The 16,704-nt window shown below is 45.0% G+C and carries 16 protein-coding genes; 11 read left to right on the forward strand and 5 right to left on the reverse strand.

The genetic code is table 11. The features are described from left to right. The first annotated feature begins 6 nt into the window (after positions 1-6). Entirely contained in the window at positions 7-1,374 is a 1,368-nt protein-coding gene (locus tag ACOV1R_RS01230) for a hemolysin family protein (RefSeq protein WP_003644710.1), read from the forward strand. Positions 1,375-1,681: 307 nt separating this feature from the next. Beyond that, positions 1,682-2,167, forward strand: a complete 486-nt coding sequence (nrdI, locus tag ACOV1R_RS01235) for a class Ib ribonucleoside-diphosphate reductase assembly flavoprotein NrdI (RefSeq protein WP_003642628.1) — start codon at positions 1,682-1,684, stop codon at positions 2,165-2,167. Between the two features lie 107 nt (positions 2,168-2,274). On the opposite strand, the gene ACOV1R_RS01240 is transcribed toward nrdI, so the two are convergent. Then, positions 2,275-3,867, reverse strand: coding sequence for a cation:proton antiporter (locus tag ACOV1R_RS01240; protein WP_011101877.1), 1,593 nt, complete (start codon positions 3,865-3,867; stop codon positions 2,275-2,277). A 157-nt stretch (positions 3,868-4,024) separates the two neighbouring features. Then, positions 4,025-5,188, reverse strand: coding sequence for an MDR family MFS transporter (locus ACOV1R_RS01245; RefSeq protein WP_003645896.1), 1,164 nt, complete (start codon positions 5,186-5,188; stop codon positions 4,025-4,027). Between the two features lie 331 nt (positions 5,189-5,519). Between ACOV1R_RS01245 and ACOV1R_RS01250 the strand changes: the two genes are divergently transcribed. From ACOV1R_RS01250 to zwf, 4 genes are all read left to right on the forward strand, one after another. Continuing rightward, on the forward strand, positions 5,520-5,897 hold the full coding sequence (locus ACOV1R_RS01250) for a MerR family transcriptional regulator (RefSeq protein WP_013355818.1): 378 nt from the start codon (positions 5,520-5,522) through the stop codon (positions 5,895-5,897). Between the two features lie 85 nt (positions 5,898-5,982). After that, on the forward strand, positions 5,983-6,927 hold the full coding sequence (locus tag ACOV1R_RS01255; RefSeq protein WP_015380713.1) for an NADP-dependent oxidoreductase: 945 nt from the start codon (positions 5,983-5,985) through the stop codon (positions 6,925-6,927). A 407-nt stretch (positions 6,928-7,334) separates the two neighbouring features. After that, positions 7,335-7,682, forward strand: coding sequence for an SdpI family protein (locus ACOV1R_RS01260; protein ID WP_003642623.1), 348 nt, complete (start codon positions 7,335-7,337; stop codon positions 7,680-7,682). A gap of 117 nt (positions 7,683-7,799) precedes the next feature. Next, positions 7,800-9,284 carry a glucose-6-phosphate dehydrogenase gene (gene zwf, locus ACOV1R_RS01265; RefSeq protein WP_217203100.1) on the forward strand — a complete coding sequence of 495 codons (1,485 nt, stop codon included), beginning with the start codon at positions 7,800-7,802 and terminating at the stop codon, positions 9,282-9,284. Between the two features lie 223 nt (positions 9,285-9,507). Here zwf and ACOV1R_RS01270 read toward each other — a convergent pair whose 3' ends face one another. Continuing rightward, positions 9,508-10,872 carry a PLP-dependent aminotransferase family protein gene (locus ACOV1R_RS01270; RefSeq protein ID WP_003642621.1) on the reverse strand — a complete coding sequence of 455 codons (1,365 nt, stop codon included), beginning with the start codon at positions 10,870-10,872 and terminating at the stop codon, positions 9,508-9,510. Between the two features lie 97 nt (positions 10,873-10,969). Between ACOV1R_RS01270 and ACOV1R_RS01275 the strand changes: the two genes are divergently transcribed. From ACOV1R_RS01275 to ACOV1R_RS01285, 3 genes are all read left to right on the forward strand, one after another. Next, positions 10,970-12,142 (forward strand): aminotransferase class I/II-fold pyridoxal phosphate-dependent enzyme, encoded by a 1,173-nt coding sequence (locus tag ACOV1R_RS01275; protein ID WP_016527267.1) that lies wholly within the window; start codon positions 10,970-10,972, stop codon positions 12,140-12,142. Between the two features lie 4 nt (positions 12,143-12,146). Continuing rightward, positions 12,147-12,953 carry a 4-hydroxy-tetrahydrodipicolinate synthase gene (gene dapA / locus ACOV1R_RS01280; RefSeq protein WP_015380718.1) on the forward strand — a complete coding sequence of 269 codons (807 nt, stop codon included), beginning with the start codon at positions 12,147-12,149 and terminating at the stop codon, positions 12,951-12,953. 70 nt (positions 12,954-13,023) lie between these two features. Further along, complete coding sequence (locus ACOV1R_RS01285) at positions 13,024-13,158, forward strand: hypothetical protein (protein WP_003645890.1); 135 nt, start codon at positions 13,024-13,026, stop codon at positions 13,156-13,158. Positions 13,159-13,402: 244 nt separating this feature from the next. Here the strand turns inward: ACOV1R_RS01285 and ACOV1R_RS01290 are convergent, their stop codons facing one another. Beyond that, complete coding sequence (locus tag ACOV1R_RS01290; RefSeq protein WP_003644715.1) at positions 13,403-14,176, reverse strand: sulfite exporter TauE/SafE family protein; 774 nt, start codon at positions 14,174-14,176, stop codon at positions 13,403-13,405. A 126-nt stretch (positions 14,177-14,302) separates the two neighbouring features. On the opposite strand from ACOV1R_RS01290, the gene ACOV1R_RS01295 reads away from it, so the two are divergent. Next, on the forward strand, positions 14,303-15,199 hold the full coding sequence (locus ACOV1R_RS01295) for a LysR family transcriptional regulator (protein WP_003642617.1): 897 nt from the start codon (positions 14,303-14,305) through the stop codon (positions 15,197-15,199). Positions 15,200-15,357: 158 nt separating this feature from the next. Here ACOV1R_RS01295 and ACOV1R_RS01300 read toward each other — a convergent pair whose 3' ends face one another. Continuing rightward, positions 15,358-15,999 (reverse strand): SDR family oxidoreductase, encoded by a 642-nt coding sequence (locus ACOV1R_RS01300; protein WP_003642616.1) that lies wholly within the window; start codon positions 15,997-15,999, stop codon positions 15,358-15,360. 136 nt (positions 16,000-16,135) lie between these two features. Between ACOV1R_RS01300 and ACOV1R_RS01305 the strand changes: the two genes are divergently transcribed. Continuing rightward, entirely contained in the window at positions 16,136-16,660 is a 525-nt protein-coding gene (locus ACOV1R_RS01305; protein ID WP_003642615.1) for a GNAT family N-acetyltransferase, read from the forward strand. Positions 16,661-16,704 lie beyond the last annotated feature (44 nt).

The following is a 16,704-nucleotide window of genomic DNA, read 5'->3' on the forward strand; positions in this document are numbered from 1 at the left end:
GTTTCTTTGGACAGTGGCCAGATAATTTTAAATTTAGTCATTATTGTCATTACGTTCTTCGTCGCAGCTTTCTTTGTGGCCTGTGAGTTTGCACTCGTTCAGACCCGCCCTAGCGCTCTCGAAGAAGAACAAAAAAAACGTGATAAACCGTCAAAACGGATCGCAACTTCTTTGCACATGGTCCGCAACCTTAACGAGTATCTTTCAACCACTCAAGTGGGAGTCTCGTTAGCTGGTATCATTTTAGGTTGGATAGGTGAACAAACAACTGAACATTTTGTGCTTGATTTCTTATCCCTCTTCAACCTATCCGTCTCAACCGCGGTATTACGAGGTATTAGTATCGTCATTGGGGTTTTCCTACTGACCTACTTAGAAGTGGTCTTAACCGAAATCGTGCCTAAAAATATCGCAATCGACATGCCACTCAAAGTAATGGCGGTTATTACGACACCATTACGGTGGTTCCACGTGATGTTCTACCCCTTCGTATGGTTGTTGAATGTCTCATCAGCTGGCGTCGTCAAAATGTTAGGCATCCCAGTTGCGAATGAAGATAACGATGTTTATTCACAAGCCGAAATTCTTAATCTATCACGAAATGCCGTAACTGGCGGTGAGCTTGAACGTAACGATTACCTTTACATGGAGCGGGCATTTGAGTTCAATGACAAGATCGCTAAGGATATCATGATCGACCGTACTCAGCTAGTTGTGATTGATATCAACGATACCGTCAAGCAAGCCATTCGCGTTTATTTACAGAAACGCTTTAGCCGCTTACCCGTCGTAGCTAACAATGATAAGGACAAGATTCTGGGTTACGTTTATAACTATGACTTAATTCGCCAAGGTGAAGTTGACGATGATATTCGGGTCAATAAGTTATTGCGTAATATCATTACAATTCCTGAAACTACACCGATTCAAGCCATTCTCCAAAAGATGATCGACAAACAAACGCCGATCGTCGTCGTGGTTGATGAATATGGTGGGACCAGTGGGATCGTCACTGATAAGGATATTTACGAAGAACTTTTCGGAACCGTCAATGACGAAATCGACAATGTTTCTAACGAATACATCGAAAAGCAGGCCGATGGCACTTACCGCATCAGTGGTAAGATGACCATCTACGACTTTGAACGCTACTTCAAGACCGACTTACAAGAATTTGAAGATTCCGATGTTGTCACTTTGACCGGTTATATTTTGGATAATTTTCCTAAAATCCAAGCCGGTGATACGATTCAAATCGGTAACTTCAATTTCAAAGCGCTTGATTTTGAAAATGCTTATATCAATTGGTTTGAGGTTAGCGCCCAGACGGATAGCACACCTGACGATCATAATGACGATCAAACACAAGACTAAATATTTACACGCACTACTTAAAATGGCACTTAAGAAAGTTGATTTCTTAGGGGCCATTTTTTTGTATCCGGCGAACTTCAACTGGTCAACTTTGGTACTTTTATATGATAAGTCGTGTGAATTGCCACTAACCTGTTGTACATAAATTGGATGCGGTTGATTTAAGGGAAAGCCTACTAAAAATTAAGTTTATCTTAAGCCGGCCGTTATCACGACAAACTGCGACGATTCGGAGCCGCAGTCGTTTGCAATTAAGTAGTGCCCAGCGTAAACTAAAACTAATGTAAAACAGAAATGAGGAACTGCTGTGAGTGAATCAACAATCAATATCATTTATATCTCCATTGAAGGCAATACCCGCTCATTTGTCACCGGTATGCAGGATTACGCCAAGACCCAGCATGCAGCTGATGATAGCAACCCGTTAATTACCTTAAAAGAAATCACCGAACAGTCAGACTTTGCCATTGAGACTGAACCCTACTTCGCCTTTGTCCCAACCTACCTTGACGGTGGTAACGGCATTGACAATGGGGTTAAGGAATTGATGACCAACGTGTTAGGTGAATATCTTAACTACGATCAAAACTCACGGTTCTGTCTCGGAGTTGTTGGTTCTGGTAACCGTAACTTTAACGATCAGTACTGTCTAACCGCTCGGCGTTATGCTGAACAACTTGACACGGACATGATTGCGGATTATGAGCTTCGCGGGACTGCCGTTGATACTGAACGCGTCTATAACGTGATGAAAGACCGTTTGGCCGCCTATTTAGACAATCAAACCTTTTAATCGAATTAACCAAACAATCAAGGTCCAAGTTAGTTTTCGCTAACTTGGACCTTGATTGTGTTCACAGCACGAAGTTGACCAATCGCCTCAGTAACGACGATTTCACGCTATTCCGTTGCCTTATCCTTATCAAATATCGTGGGGCCGATGACTAGTGATTCCGCTAATAAGGTTTCATTGTACAATTTAAAAACGTACTTCTGATACTTGACCTCTCGTTGTGAAATCATATCCAAATATTGCCGTTCTTGTTCGAGCGCATTCATAAATGCCCGCATCTCTAATTCTTTTTCTGCACCAGTAAATTCCGGTCGCCGAACAACGTCAACCCAGGCCCGTGCAAAATCACGAGTCCTAGTCCGTTGTTTCTGGGTCATCAAATCAAAAATGACGGATTCTTTCACATTCGGCGGCAAATACATTTTCTGAACTGTATCAATCGCGTGGTGAACCATCGCCACCCGAATCTGATCAATCTCACTAGTTGCCTCATCATCAGTCAACGCCGGCTTTAGCAACCAGCGAAAAATAATCGTCGGCACGACCATACTCAGAATAATCAACGTACTGGCAGCCATTAGAACCAAGTTAAAGTCACCACGTCCGACCGCAGTATCGGTTAACGTATAGGCTAAGGCCAGCGTTACCGCACCGTGCACGCCACCTAGCGCAAAAATCCATGCGGGCCGATTTTTGAAACTCAACCGCAACCGACCGTAGCTGTAACGCACCAGCACATTGCTAATATACAGAACAAGCCCAATCAACAAAAAGTTCAAGGACCCATGCCCGAATTGTTCGTTAACAAGAATTTTGATAAACATGAATCCAAGAACCACAAACACCATGCTATTAAAGATTTCAGTAATCATGCTCACCAAGTCAAAAGCAAAATGAACTTGTTGTGCATTAATTAACCGGCTTCGTTGGGCTTCCGCATTATGCACTAATCCCGCAACCACAACCGTAATGATTCCAGAAACGTGAATCGCCTCAGCAGCATAATACAAAATAAAGGGCGTAATCACGTACATCAACAGCGACGCATTCAACGAATTATACGAAGAGCGTAACAATACTTGCCGAAACAGAACCATGATCCAGGCACTGACAAAACCAAAGAGTACCCCACCCACAGCTGAAATAATAAAATCAATAATCGTTTGCCCATAGTTAATATAGCCATTAGCATACCAGAGAACCGCCATGTTCAATAAGATGATGCCAGAAGCATCATTAAACAACGACTCCATTTTTAAAAAAGTTCCCTCAGTTGATGGCATCTCCAAACCGTTCGTCACCGATTCCATTGCCGTGGCGTCGGTCGGCGTACTGATAGCCGCTAGAATAAAAGCTAACGGCAAGCCGACTAATCCCAGCCCTGCCAAGCTAAATCCCGCGACAATTAAGGCAAGAATGACTAGTCCAACTGTCGTTTGGATAATGTGCTTTAATTCCTTACCAACAGCATTCAGTCGAGTGGCTTGTCCTTCAAAAAACAGGAGTGGCGCAACAATCAGGCCAATAAAGATTTCAGAATTGAAGTTTTCAATATGATTGCTCAAAACTGGAATAAAAAACAAGCCAATACCGACGATCAGACTCAAGTAGTTCACAGATATTTGCGGCATTACCCGGGAAATAAAAATACTAACAACCGCAGCCAACACCAGAATAAAACTGGAAACCATCAAATTCACGTACTCACCTCATTTTATTAATTAATTCATTTATTCTATCCGATAATGCTCAAATTGTATCGTCAATCGTCTCCATCATCACTTTCAAAGAATCAAAAAAGCTTTCAAGGCATTTGACCTTAAAAGCTTTGTTAATATCACGGGGCCCACCTGCTCCTTAACCATTTAATAAGTGTTCTCGCCGGGCGCGCCACAAGACTAACGCCAAACTACCTAACATTAAGATAGTCACCGTAATAAACAATAACGAGTAGGAGAACTGAGCCACCATCATGCCACCGAACAATGGTCCCACAGCTCGTCCCAATGACAAAGCCATGTTGTATCGACCTTGATATTTTCCGCGCTGATCATCAGCCGCCATATCATCGACCCAGGCGGGTGCAATCGGTAAGCCAATGACCTCACCGATCGTTAAAACCACCATGATAATAATAAAATCAACGTATTGCCGGGCAAACACTAATCCCAAGAATGATAAGGCAAATAGCGTAATGCCCAAGCCAATCTGAGTGCCAATCTTAAATCGTTCGTTGAATAACGCCACGATCGGCTGACTCACAATAATTAATAGCCCGTTAATCGTCCAAACTTCACTATACCGGCGGAACGGAATCCCCAAGTTGGTCATGTGCACGGAAAGAATACTTTCCCATAAGGCATAACTCAGATAAATGGTGAAAATCATCAAACAAATCATCCAGATTAATTGACGGTGATTTTTAGGCGTCACATCCCGCTTCTGCGGCGCAGCTTTCTCTGTCCGAACAGTCGGTGTGACGTTAAAGGTACTTAGCGTAATCGCCATAAGGCCAAGGTAGCAAACTGTTGCCACCATGAACACCACATTGATACCTAGTTCCAACAAGTAACCGACCAATAATGTCCCAATAACGACCCCAACGTTGAGTGCTAAATAAAGCATGTTAAAAACATACCGGTTGGATCTAGTCGTTACCGTTGCGGCATAGGCATTGACGACTGTCATGCTGATACCATCACCAAAGCCGACAATGATCAAGCCAATCGCGTAAGGCCACAAACTATGCCAGAAAATCAACGTTGTTAAAATTGCGGTCGAAATACCACCACCAAGTAGCGCTGTATAATATGGTCGCCAGTGATCAAACAAGCGCCCGCCAATAAAGTTACCAGCAATCATAGCCAACGACATCAAAAAAAGAATAATTCCCGAAAACGTCAAGCTTTGTTTGAGATAATTATGCATGTAGACCGTTGTTAATGGCCACATAAAAGCGGCACCCGCATTATTCAGCAAATTGGCTAGAAACAGCCACCGTAACCGAACTTCTTTTTGCATCTCCTCACCACATTTCTGATTTAAGTTTATTCATTGAGAAAACAATACCCTAAATAGTATACGCCGCCTGACCGTTTTTACCTACCAATCAGGTCGCAAAAGGTGCTGAGTAGTCTACGAAATCATTTTTACTTAAGCCGCGCTTAGCATCAAGTCTTACACTGCATGTTGTTTACAATCGCAACGCTGTAGTCGCAGCCTAGGCCCGTGCTTTGACCATTTGGTGCATTCTAAATGCGGCCCCCACTCCGCGGATCCGTTTCATCCGTTTTAGTATTGTTCCGAGAAGCACTGACCACGTGTATACTAAAGTCAAAAAGGAGCAATTGACATGAGACTTTTCACCATTCCAGCCGAACAAACGGCATTTAGTACCAAAGAGGTTGTCGCCATCACCGGTATGACCAAGGACGCCCTCCGTTATTATGAACAACAACAGTTGATTGGGCCCGTACCACGCAACCACAACAACTACCGACAGTATTCACGTCAAAATTTAGAGCGTCTACAATTCGTTGCCACTTTTCGGCAATTAGGCCTTGATCTAAAACTACTCAGCGGTGACGGCAACATTCCAAACCGGGCCCAGCGAATCCAAGAACTGAGCGCATATCGTGCTACTGTGAAAAAGCAAATCGCTCAATTACAGGCAACTGATCAGTTTTTAGCACATAAGATTGCTTACTTTGAAGCTTCTCCAAATCATTAACCAACTTTTTTACTTTTTACTTGCTATCGTGTGGACACCATAGTTTATACTAACGGCACACTTAATCAAAGAAGGTTACGATATTATGAAAACAATTGCTATTAACCAATACGGTTCCGCAGATGAATTTACGATGGTCGACATGCCCACGACCGAACCACAAGCTGATGAAGTTCAAGTTGCGATTCACGCCTTTAGTCTCAATCCCATGGATATTGCTGGCCGGATGGGAGCCCTATCCTCACCTTTTACTGACTTATGGGCCTTTCCATTGGTCTTAGGTTGGGATTTCGCTGGTGTCATTACCAAAATGGGCAAGGCCGTCACTGGTTTTAACATCGGTGACGCTGTGTTTGGTTCCGCCGCGCCTGCCCACGCAGCTAATAACGGCACTTATGGTGAATTTATTACTGTTAATACTAAAGAATTAGCCCATCTCCCAGCAGGCTTATCATTTGATCAAGCTGCTGCTTTGCCAATCGCTGGGCTAACCGCTTATTACGGCATGAAGCACAATCTTAAGCTGCAATCCGGACAGAAGATTCTGGTGCAGGGTGGAGCTGGTGGTGTTGGCCTCTTTGCAATTCAAATTGCTAAAGCCTTTGGCGCTTACGTCGCGACCACCGCTAGTGCTAATCACCGTGACTTGTTAACTCGCCTAGGGGCCGATGAAGTCATTGATTACCATGAAACCGATCCTGCCGCCGTCTTGCACGACTATGATGCCGTTTTTGACACCGTTGGTGATATTGATACTGGTCTCAAGGTCCTAAAAGCTGACGGCCAGCTTGCAACCATTGCCGGTCAACCGACGGACGAGCAGCAACATGATCAACAGAAAAAAGTTGCCTTTCAGTTCACCCAAGGCTCATCACAAGACCTAGCCGACTTAGCCCACTTAGTTGTCAGCGGTCAAGTGAAGCTAACCGTTGCGACATTACCGTTCTCCGTAGCCAATGTCATTAAGGGTCATCGATCCATCGAAAGTCGCCATACGACGGGTAAAATCGTCATTCACGTGACGGATTAACCAATCCTGCTACTCAATAAATATCTTCCGGCACCATTCTTAGTAGCTAGTCCCACTGTAAAAATGAACGTTCAGAGTTCGAAGGACTTCTGAACGTTCATTTTTATTTTAGCGGCCCAATTAACCATGGCACACTTGGTAACAAACCAACCAATTTAATTTAATGAATCACTTTAAACTTCCCAGCACACTTAACAACCAGTTATAATTCACGATGCCATGATGAATTTGGACTAAGTTCAAACTGTCTCAACCAGGTTGTACTAATATTAATTCGACAATCCATAAAAATTAATATTGAAATGTCCGGTTTTTGAACCTGATTGTCGACTACCACCCCTGATGATTGTTATAATATAATTAAACACTGCCAACCGGTGTAATCTTTCAACAATTGAGGTGACAACATGGCGAATAACAACTTTGGCTTGGCGTTAGGCTTCCTAGTGATTCTGTTGCTCTGGATCTATCAACGCGTGCGAATGCCTAAGATGCGCTCACTCGCTGGCTACATGTCGCGACGTGCGATTGAAAATGAGGAAACATGGCGGTTCGCACAACGCTTCTATTCAATGTTTGGCATCGAAATCTTTTCCATTTTGTTAATCGGCGCGATTATTGGTGGTCTGTTCAAGATTCCGCTATTGCAAAGCTTTAATTTTCAAGCCATCGCCTTAGCGGTTGGTTTGATCATGCAAAACGTTGCAACTGAGCGTGAACTGAAACACCAGTTCCCAAAATCTCCGCAACATTAGTACTTTATAATTGACCATCACCACGTATGGTTTAATATTAATACGGTAGTTTAATCTGAATTAATGCTTATGAACAAGTACTTGGTTTAAAATATTCTTAGTAAAGAAGTGAAATTGATGAGTAACGAAAAAATTGCCTTATTCACCATCTTTGGCGGTACTGGTGACCTCGCACAGCGTAAACTGTACCCGTCACTATTTAAGCTCTATCAAAAGGGCTATCTCAAGGACCACTTTGCCGTTATTGGGACGGCTCGGCGTCCTTGGACTGATGATCACTATCATGAAGTTATTAGTGACTCCCTAGCTGATCTGAATGCTGATCAGGAAACGGTGACGCAATTTGCGAGCCATTTTTATTATCAATCGCATGACGTTACTGATGCTGAACATTACCGAACTTTGAAAAAATTATCAGAAAAGCTGGACGCCCAATATGGTTTACAAGGCAACCGGATCTTCTACTTAGCAATGGCACCAAACTTCTTCGGTACGATTGCCCAACACTTACGTTCCGAAAATATTCTGACAGATAACGGTTTTAACCGCGTCATTATCGAAAAGCCTTTTGGTTATGATTATGAAAGTGCCAAGGAACTTAACGACCAATTAACGGCTACTTTTAACGAAAATCAGATTTATCGAATTGACCACTACCTTGGTAAGGAAATGATTCAAAATATCACGGCCATTCGTTTTGGCAATAATATTTGGGAATCATTATGGAACAACCGTTACATCGACAATGTCCAAATTACGTTAAGTGAAAAACTGGGTGTCGAAGAACGGGCCGTTTACTATGATAACAGCGGTGCCTTGCGGGATATGGTCCAAAATCACATTTTGCAAATTTTGAGTCTGTTAACAATGGATCAACCAGTTGAATTCACTGAAAATGATATCGACGTGGAAAAGGTCAAGGCTTTACGGAGCTTACGACCACTTAAACCAGAAGAAGTCGCAACCAACTTTGTCCGTGGTCAATACGGTGCCGGCGATGATGCTAAAGCTTACCGCGACGAAGATAAGATTTCATCAGATTCTAACACCGATACTTTCGTCGCTGGTAAAGTCATGATCGATAATTATCGGTGGTCCGGAGTGCCGTTTTACATCCGGACTGGGAAACGCTTAGCCGATAAGTTCACGCGAATCGACGTGGTGTTCAAACGGCCAGTCGTCAATATCTTCAATCATGAAGACGTCCGAGCTAATGACGACGCAGCAACCAGTCTCGATCCAAACATCTTGACAATCAACGTTGAACCGACTGAAGGCTTCGAGCTCCGCATGAATGCTAAAGCAATCGGCCAAGGCTTCGCAACCACCCCGGTCAAGTTGAATTATTCTCACGATGCTGAAGCCACGGCTGGTAGCCCAGAAGCTTACGAACGTTTGCTTCACGATGCCTTAAATGGCGACGCAACCAACTTTACCCACTGGCAAGAGGTTGCCGATTCGTGGAAATTCGTTGACGTCATTCAAAAATACTGGGATGAACATCAACCCGAATTTCCAAACTACCGCCCTGGTACAATGGGACCAGATGCGGCCGATGAATTATTACGTCAAGATGGTCACCGCTGGGTCTACCGCAACTAGCCGTCCTAGCGTATTCACTTAAATGGCTTAATTAAAAGAACCAGTTACCAACACTTGCCTAACAACGTGTTGATAACTGGTCCTTTTTATATCGCTTTAACAATTGGATGGGTTGCTGCCCATCGGCAATACACGTTTATTTTGCTCTTCGGGATTGCGCCTGCGGATTAGCTTAACTAGCGTCGCAATAATCCCTAACACCACCCATTCCGCTTATAAACGCCTACCCTACCAGTTGTTCACAAACTTGAATCAACCGTTTGACACCGGTCGTCAACTCTGACAGTGTCAGCCCGGCAAACCCTAACAAGTAATAGTCCGCCGTGGGCATGTCGCGCCAATTGGAGTTAAGCGGATAAATCCGAACCTGTTGCCGTTCTAGGGCTTCTAATAATTTAGCCTGTGCAATGCCTGGAATCTGAACAACTAAGTGTACCCCCGCGCCGGTTGCAATTGGTCGGATCTGCTTAGTTTGCGCTAACTGGTGACAAAGTACCCGATACTTTTGTCGATTAGCAGCTCGGTTTCGACTAAGGTGCCGATAATACGCCCCATCTTCAAAATAATTAGCCATTGCTTGTTGTAACAGGCCGGCCACCATTTCAGCCCGATATTGATACCGTTGATGATAAGTTGCCACCAGTTGTGGTGGTAAGACCAAATATCCCATCCGTAATGTCGGATCAATTCCCCGCGAAAATGTCCCCAAATAAGCCACCTGATTAGCCGTTGCTAGCGACTGTAGCGCGGGTAATGGGTGCGCACTGTATCGGTATTCACTATCATAATCATCCTCAATGATGAGATGCTGAGTCCCCGCCCATTGTAACAACGCTAATCGTTTCTCGATGGGCAAGACGACTCCTAATGGAAATTGATGGCCAGGGGTCGTATAAATGATCTGAGGATTACGCGCACGAACTTGTGTCAAATCGAGCCCATCTTCCGTCACTCTGATGGGGACCGCCGTCTGTCCATAACTAGCCGCCAATTCGGATAAACCGCGGTAGCCTGGATTCTCAATTCCGACCGTTCCGCGTGGCAAGATACTAAGTAGAATACTGAGACCTGCCTTAGCCCCACTCGTGATGACAATCTGGTCCGCTGTGCACCGCACACCACGAGTCGTTTTCAAAAATCGAACCAAGTTTTCACGTAAAGCCGGTAAGCCCTGCGCATCCGGATAAACGGCCGTTGGTTGCTGCTCAGTCTGACGCAACGCTAGTCGGACAGCCCGTTTCCAAGCGTTCCAACTTGGCGATAACAACTGAGTCACACCATACCGAAAATCATAAGTGAACGCCCTGGGTTTAGTGGGCTGTGGCACAGTCTCCAGCGCCTGTTTAGCTGCTGGCCAGTGTGTCCGATCGCGATAAAAGTAGCCACTCCCGGGAACGGTATAAACATAGCCCTCTGCTAGCAACTGATCGTAAGCTTGTTCGACAGTGGTCTTGGAAACTCCCAAATTTTGTGCCATTTTACGAATTGACCATAACTGGTGGTTGGCTTGAGTAGCATCATAGTCATCACGCATCTGCTGGTATAACTGAATATATAACGGTGTCGTTGACTGACGATTTAATGGCATCACACAACTGTCCTTTCATTTTTATCAAAATTGTCTATTTCTAACCGGACGATTGTTGTTTATTATAAACGGTAATCACGTTGAGAGGAAGGTCCTAATGATGAATACAAATATTCGGATCCAACAAATTCAAGTCTCTGGCATCCGACGCTTCGATGAAGCAATCAGTCAAATTCCCGATATTATCAGATTAACGGTCGGCGAACCTGACTTACCCACCCCAAGTCACGTAAAAAAAGCGGCAATTCAAGCTATTCATAATGATTGGACACACTACTCGCCACTAATGGGATTTGCCGCTTTGCAAGATGCTGCGAGTCACTACTTTCAACAGAAATACCAACTCACCTATGCACCTGAGCAAATCATTGCAACAGTCGGCGCTAGTGAAGCCGTGGCAACGACCCTGCTCACTTTACTTAATCCTGGCGATACCGTCTTATTGCCAACACCGGCTTACACGAGCTATCAACCCGTCGTTGACATCGCAAACGCACAATTAGCTCCCATTGACACAACCGCAACGGGTTATAAATTAACACCCAGTGCGTTACAAGCTGCGCTAGATGATCACCGTCGCGACCACGTCAAGGCCTTAATTCTAAACTACCCGACCAACCCCACCGGCGTCACGTACACTGATGATGAATTACGGGCTTTGCAAGCCGTCATTGCTACCGCCGGAATCTACGTTATTAGCGATGAGATTTACAGTGAACTAACCTATGAACAGCCCCATACTGCTTTTGCCACACTATATCCAAGCAAAACGATCACAATCAATGGCCTCTCCAAATCGCATGCCATGACTGGTTGGCGACTGGGATTCATCATGGCCCCAAGTAACTTGATTACCGAGATGAAGAAGACCCACCAGTACCTCGTTACTTCAACGAGTTCAATCACCCAAGCGGCTGGTATCGAAGCACTTACCCATGGTCTGGATGATGGCTCAGAAATGCGTGACGTCTATCAAACACGCCGCGATTACGTCGTCAAACGTCTGAGTGAAATTGGATTCAATTATATCTATCCGACGGGCGCATTCTATATCTTTGTCCAGCTACCACAGGATTTCCAAGGCACCAGCTGGGACTTTGCGACCCGACTCGCACACGAGGCCCAAGTTGCTGTCGTTCCTGGCTCAGCATTTGGTACGAGTGGCGAGGGTTGGTTCCGGATAAGTTATGCAGCCAGTCAATCGGCACTACGCGAAGGGCTAAATCGTTTAGCCTTATGGCGCGCCCAAACTACCACACAGGAGGATTAGCCACATGAATTTAGCATCCGCACACCTGATTACCGCTATGGTCACCCCATTTGATGACCAACAACACATTGATTTCCACCGCTTAGAGCAACTGATCGAACACTTACTTGCAACTGGCACGGACGGCTTATTAGTCGGGGGCACGACTGGCGAAGGCCCCACGTTGATCATCGCTAATACGGGGACCAATGACACTGCCGCCACAATTCATTTCACCCACATTGTCAGTCAAATCGAGGGCATCGACGCCGCCCTCGTCGTTGTCCCGCCCTATAACAAACCCAACCAAACCGGGATGATGGCGCATTTTACAGCCATTGCCGAAAAATCAGACTTGCCCATTATAATTTATAATATTCCCGGTCGCGTAGGCGTTAAGATGACGGTCACGACGATTCTCACGTTGGCCCACAACCCCAACATTATTGGGATCAAACAATGTGGTTCCGATGAAGAACTGGCCGCAATTGTTGAAAAGGCGCCTAAAGATTTTCTCGTTTACACGGGCGAAGATGCTCAGAGCTTGACCACCCTCGTCTTGGGTGGTCAGGGAACAATTTCAGTGGCGAGTCATTTATTTGGAAATGAAATGGCGACGATGCGTCGCGCCTTGAACCACGGCGATATCACCCAAGCAGGGCAAATTCAACGACGTTTAATGCCGAAGATGGCAGCACTATTCACACAACCCTCACCGGCACCCGTCAAAGCGGCGCTGAACGCCCAACACTGGTTAGTCGGAAGCACACGCCTACCAATTTTACCGTTAACCACCAATGAACAAAGTCAACTACTCAACAGCTTAAAATAATGCAGAACGGTTGGTAGTACCTGGCAAAAGCGCGTATACTGAACCTAAAATAATTAGGAAAGTGGTGACCATGATGTGCGGTTGGGCTTTTACTGGCGGTATGCCCTTTATGTGGATGGGTGGCGGCTTGGGCATTATCAGCTTACTGATTCTGTTAGCCGTTGGTGCTTACTTTTTAGGGACACGTTCACGCCATCACGATTAAAGTTCTCATTGGGATAATCAAAAAAGACTTTCAAGGCACGGCTTGAAAGTCTTTTTTGTTTCATCATCAGGGATCAGCCAACCGGGTCAAGCCCTCCCCATTTCAGGTTACCTGCAGTTTTGCCTGATAGCATCAGCCCAAACGCTGATTTAGACTCGATGACTTAATTTCAAGACAGTAACGTAAGTAAGTTTACCAGCCTTAACATTGCTATTGAGTTTGTCCCCACTAACTTCATTTTCACTCACAATCCATAAGCCGATTTGAACAAACTGGCCGCCAGTCCCAATGCCCCGATTCCAATCACAATTTTAAGTAATCTGGCAGGTAAGTGGCGTACAATTCGTGGTCCTAGGCTACCACCAATCAGAAAACCAATGCCTAAGGGTAGTACATAGCGCCACTGAATTGGCGTTTGCAAGCCATAAACGACGGCTGAAACAATATTGGCTAATCCCAACGCCAGATTTTTCTGAGCATTATAGACGACGAATGGTGCGGCACTCGTGAAAGACAGGATCGACAACATCAAGACACCACCCGCAGCACCAAAATACCCCGTATAAGCCCCGACTAAAAAGATGCCCAACCAAGCTAAAGCCGTCATCCATTTAGGTGTCACAACAATTTCACCGGGCTGTTTAATATGAATATGACGAGGAATCAGCACTAAAATTCCCGCAATCAAAATAAAAAATGGGACGACCTTCGCAAAGGTCGCTGCCGGGATAATAAATAACAGAATTGCCCCAACAATACTCCCAACTAAAGTCAGCGGGATGAGCGTCTTCAATTCCTGACCATGCCCCCGTAGTTCCCGGCGTGAGGCCGGCACGGCTCCAAAGCTAGTAAAGACTAAACCCACGGTGTTAGTGACATTAGCCGTAACGGGCGGCAGTCCCAGCGCCAGTAGGACCGGGTACGAAACCAGCGACGCTAACCCCGCTGCAGTGCTAACGATACCCGCAACAATCCCAACAACGACTAAAATAACGATTAACTCTCCGAACGTAAACATGTACAACGTTCCCTTCTCTCTTAATAGCCCTACAATAGCCACAACGATTACCATAGTCAAATAACCATGTTATAATAACAAATCATAATACTAACAATTAAGCATCAATTAAATAAGGACTTTAAGATGAATATTAAAGATTTGCAATATTATGTTTCGTTAACTCAGCTGAAAAATTTTTCATTAGTTGCAGCCCAATTTCACGTTAGTCAACCGACCATTTCGGCTGCTATTCGGCGCTTGGAGACCGAACTGAAAACACAATTACTAATTCGGGCTAATCCCCACTTACCCGTAGCACTCACCACGACCGGGATTCAAGTCCAACGACACGCCAATCAGATCCTATTAGAGCACCAACTGATGTGCCAAGAAGTTGCCCACACCACAACCGATCAACTTGTTATCGGGATGCCGCCAATCATTGAAATCAACTACTTTCCCCGGATTGCAAGTCAATTACCACAGGCTTTATTCAGCCAGATTCAACCTATCAGTCAAGGTTCACTCGCGGCGCTCAAAGGATTAAAAAACGGACAATTAGACTTAGCCGTACTTGCTTACCTCAATGAATTCACGGATACGACCATTCAACTCACGACGTTTGACACCCAGTCATTTAGTATTGTTGTACCAACTGACGATCCGCTAGCAACCAACTCACAACTTCAGTTCAGATCGTTGCGTCATCAGCATTTTGTGGCGCTCAAAGATAACTTTGTCCACCGCCAGGCGTTTCGTCAACTCAGTCATCAAAATCATGTTCGGCCAACGATTGTCTTTGAATCCAACGAAATCGGCAGTATCTTAAACATGGTTCGTCAGCATGTGGGCATTGCCTTATTGAGTAACGCCGTCCAATTACCGGCGGGATTACAGCGGCTCCCCCTAACTGACGCGCAAGCGCCCACGTTCAATGTCGGCGTTGCGTACCGCCACTCAATGACGTTTAGTCCAACCCAAGCCGACCTGATCCAACGACTGACCGCTGCTTTTCAATCCGTCGATTGGCACGCATACTAACCAGCACCTAAAAATCCACCGTGTAAGTTTATCAATATGATAAGCTCACACGGTGGATTTTATAACGACTGTACGTCAAGTTAGGTCGCCAAATGCAGGTCATTAAACAGACAAGTTTTAGTAACCTATCATGGTCGCTAACCCGTCTCAACCTCAGATTAAGCTTGTTGAACAGCCTTTGAGATTGGGGTATCGCCATTGATCAACGCAATGGTTTTACCGACCGTTGCAGGGGTGTGTAGCGTTTGAACTGTAAAAGTTGCGACATCATCACGCGTAATCTCACCGCCAACGTCAGGGTTAACGGTTACTTTGCCAGTACCGGCATCATTGATCAGCGTACCTGGTTGTAAAATGGTGTAATCCAATTGGGTTCTGTTTTTTAACCATTCGTCAGCATAATACTTTGCCACGTAGTACGGTTGTAATGCTCGTGGCCAACGACTCCGATCCGGTGTAAATTCAGCACTAATAATTACGTAGCGTTTAACGCCGGCAATTTTGGCTGCGACCATTGATTTGACAGCCCCATCCAAGTCAATCATTAAAGTCATATCATAACCCGTTTGACCACCTGATCCGGCTGCAAAAACAATGGCATCCATACCATTAAAAGCCAACGCTAAATCTTCAGGCTGAGCCATCAAATTGAATTGTACTGGCTGCGCACCAGCATCCTCGAAAGCCTCAGCCTGTTCTGGTTGGCGAATACCCGCGTACACTTGGTCACCTTGGGCAACTAACTTGGAAACGATTTTCTTACCAATCTGCCCATGGGCACCAATCACAAAGATTTTCATCTGGGTCACTCCTGTCCTTTAGTTAAGTTTCATTATAAAGCTTACCAGGACAAAAAAGTATCATTCTGTTCCTGATTTGTCCAGTTTACAAAATTGGCTTATAATATGAGCATCTAAACGAGAGTAGTGATAATTCATGTCAAAATATATTCGTCAAGCTACTAGTGCTGACTTACCAGCCATGATGGCTATTATCGAACAGGGCAAACACGCCTTGGCTGCCGATCAGATTCCCCAATGGCAAGATGGTTACCCGTTAGCTGCTGATATTCAGGCTGACATTGATGCTAGAATTGCCTGGGTACTCATTGTCGATGATCAGATTGCTGGGACGGCTGCACTGCTAACAACACCTGACCCCAATTACGCTATTATTTATGATGGCAGCTGGGCGCCTACTGAGAACCACCGCTATGCCTCGATTCACCGTATTGCTATTGCCAATGGTTACCACGGACAACATCTGACTGACTTTTACTTTAGCAATCTCATTACCATGAGTTACCAACTCGGCTTTCGTCAACTCCGAATTGATACGCACTTGTTAAACAAGCGAATGCAACACATTATTACCAAAGCTGGCTTCGAATACCGTGGTATCGTCTACATGAATCATGACAACAACGATCAACGGAATGCTTATCAGTTACTACTATCCTAATATTTGTCAGCCACGCGGCATTTGGCTTTAAACATGACAAACGC

It is taken from the genome of Lactiplantibacillus sp. YT640, assembly GCF_049745435.1.
Taxonomy (GTDB): Bacteria; Bacillota; Bacilli; order Lactobacillales; family Lactobacillaceae; genus Lactiplantibacillus; species Lactiplantibacillus plantarum.

Excerpts from the sequence above, each read along its gene's own strand:
- zwf (WP_217203100.1), top strand. The coding sequence starts at position 7,800 with ATGAGTAACGAAAAAATTGCCTTATTCACCATCTTTGGCGGTACTGGT.
- ACOV1R_RS01270 (WP_003642621.1), bottom strand. The coding sequence starts at position 10,872 with ATGCCATTAAATCGTCAGTCAACGACACCGTTATATATTCAGTTATAC.
- ACOV1R_RS01285 (WP_003645890.1), top strand. The coding sequence starts at position 13,024 with ATGATGTGCGGTTGGGCTTTTACTGGCGGTATGCCCTTTATGTGGATG.
- ACOV1R_RS01290 (WP_003644715.1), bottom strand. The coding sequence starts at position 14,176 with ATGTTTACGTTCGGAGAGTTAATCGTTATTTTAGTCGTTGTTGGGATT.
- ACOV1R_RS01295 (WP_003642617.1), top strand. The coding sequence starts at position 14,303 with ATGAATATTAAAGATTTGCAATATTATGTTTCGTTAACTCAGCTGAAA.
- ACOV1R_RS01300 (WP_003642616.1), bottom strand. The coding sequence starts at position 15,999 with ATGAAAATCTTTGTGATTGGTGCCCATGGGCAGATTGGTAAGAAAATC.
- ACOV1R_RS01255 (WP_015380713.1), top strand. The coding sequence starts at position 5,983 with ATGAAAACAATTGCTATTAACCAATACGGTTCCGCAGATGAATTTACG.
- ACOV1R_RS01245 (WP_003645896.1), bottom strand. The coding sequence starts at position 5,188 with ATGCAAAAAGAAGTTCGGTTACGGTGGCTGTTTCTAGCCAATTTGCTG.
- ACOV1R_RS01250 (WP_013355818.1), top strand. The coding sequence starts at position 5,520 with ATGAGACTTTTCACCATTCCAGCCGAACAAACGGCATTTAGTACCAAA.
- ACOV1R_RS01305 (WP_003642615.1), top strand. The coding sequence starts at position 16,136 with ATGTCAAAATATATTCGTCAAGCTACTAGTGCTGACTTACCAGCCATG.
- dapA (WP_015380718.1), top strand. The coding sequence starts at position 12,147 with ATGAATTTAGCATCCGCACACCTGATTACCGCTATGGTCACCCCATTT.
- ACOV1R_RS01260 (WP_003642623.1), top strand. The coding sequence starts at position 7,335 with ATGGCGAATAACAACTTTGGCTTGGCGTTAGGCTTCCTAGTGATTCTG.
- ACOV1R_RS01275 (WP_016527267.1), top strand. The coding sequence starts at position 10,970 with ATGATGAATACAAATATTCGGATCCAACAAATTCAAGTCTCTGGCATC.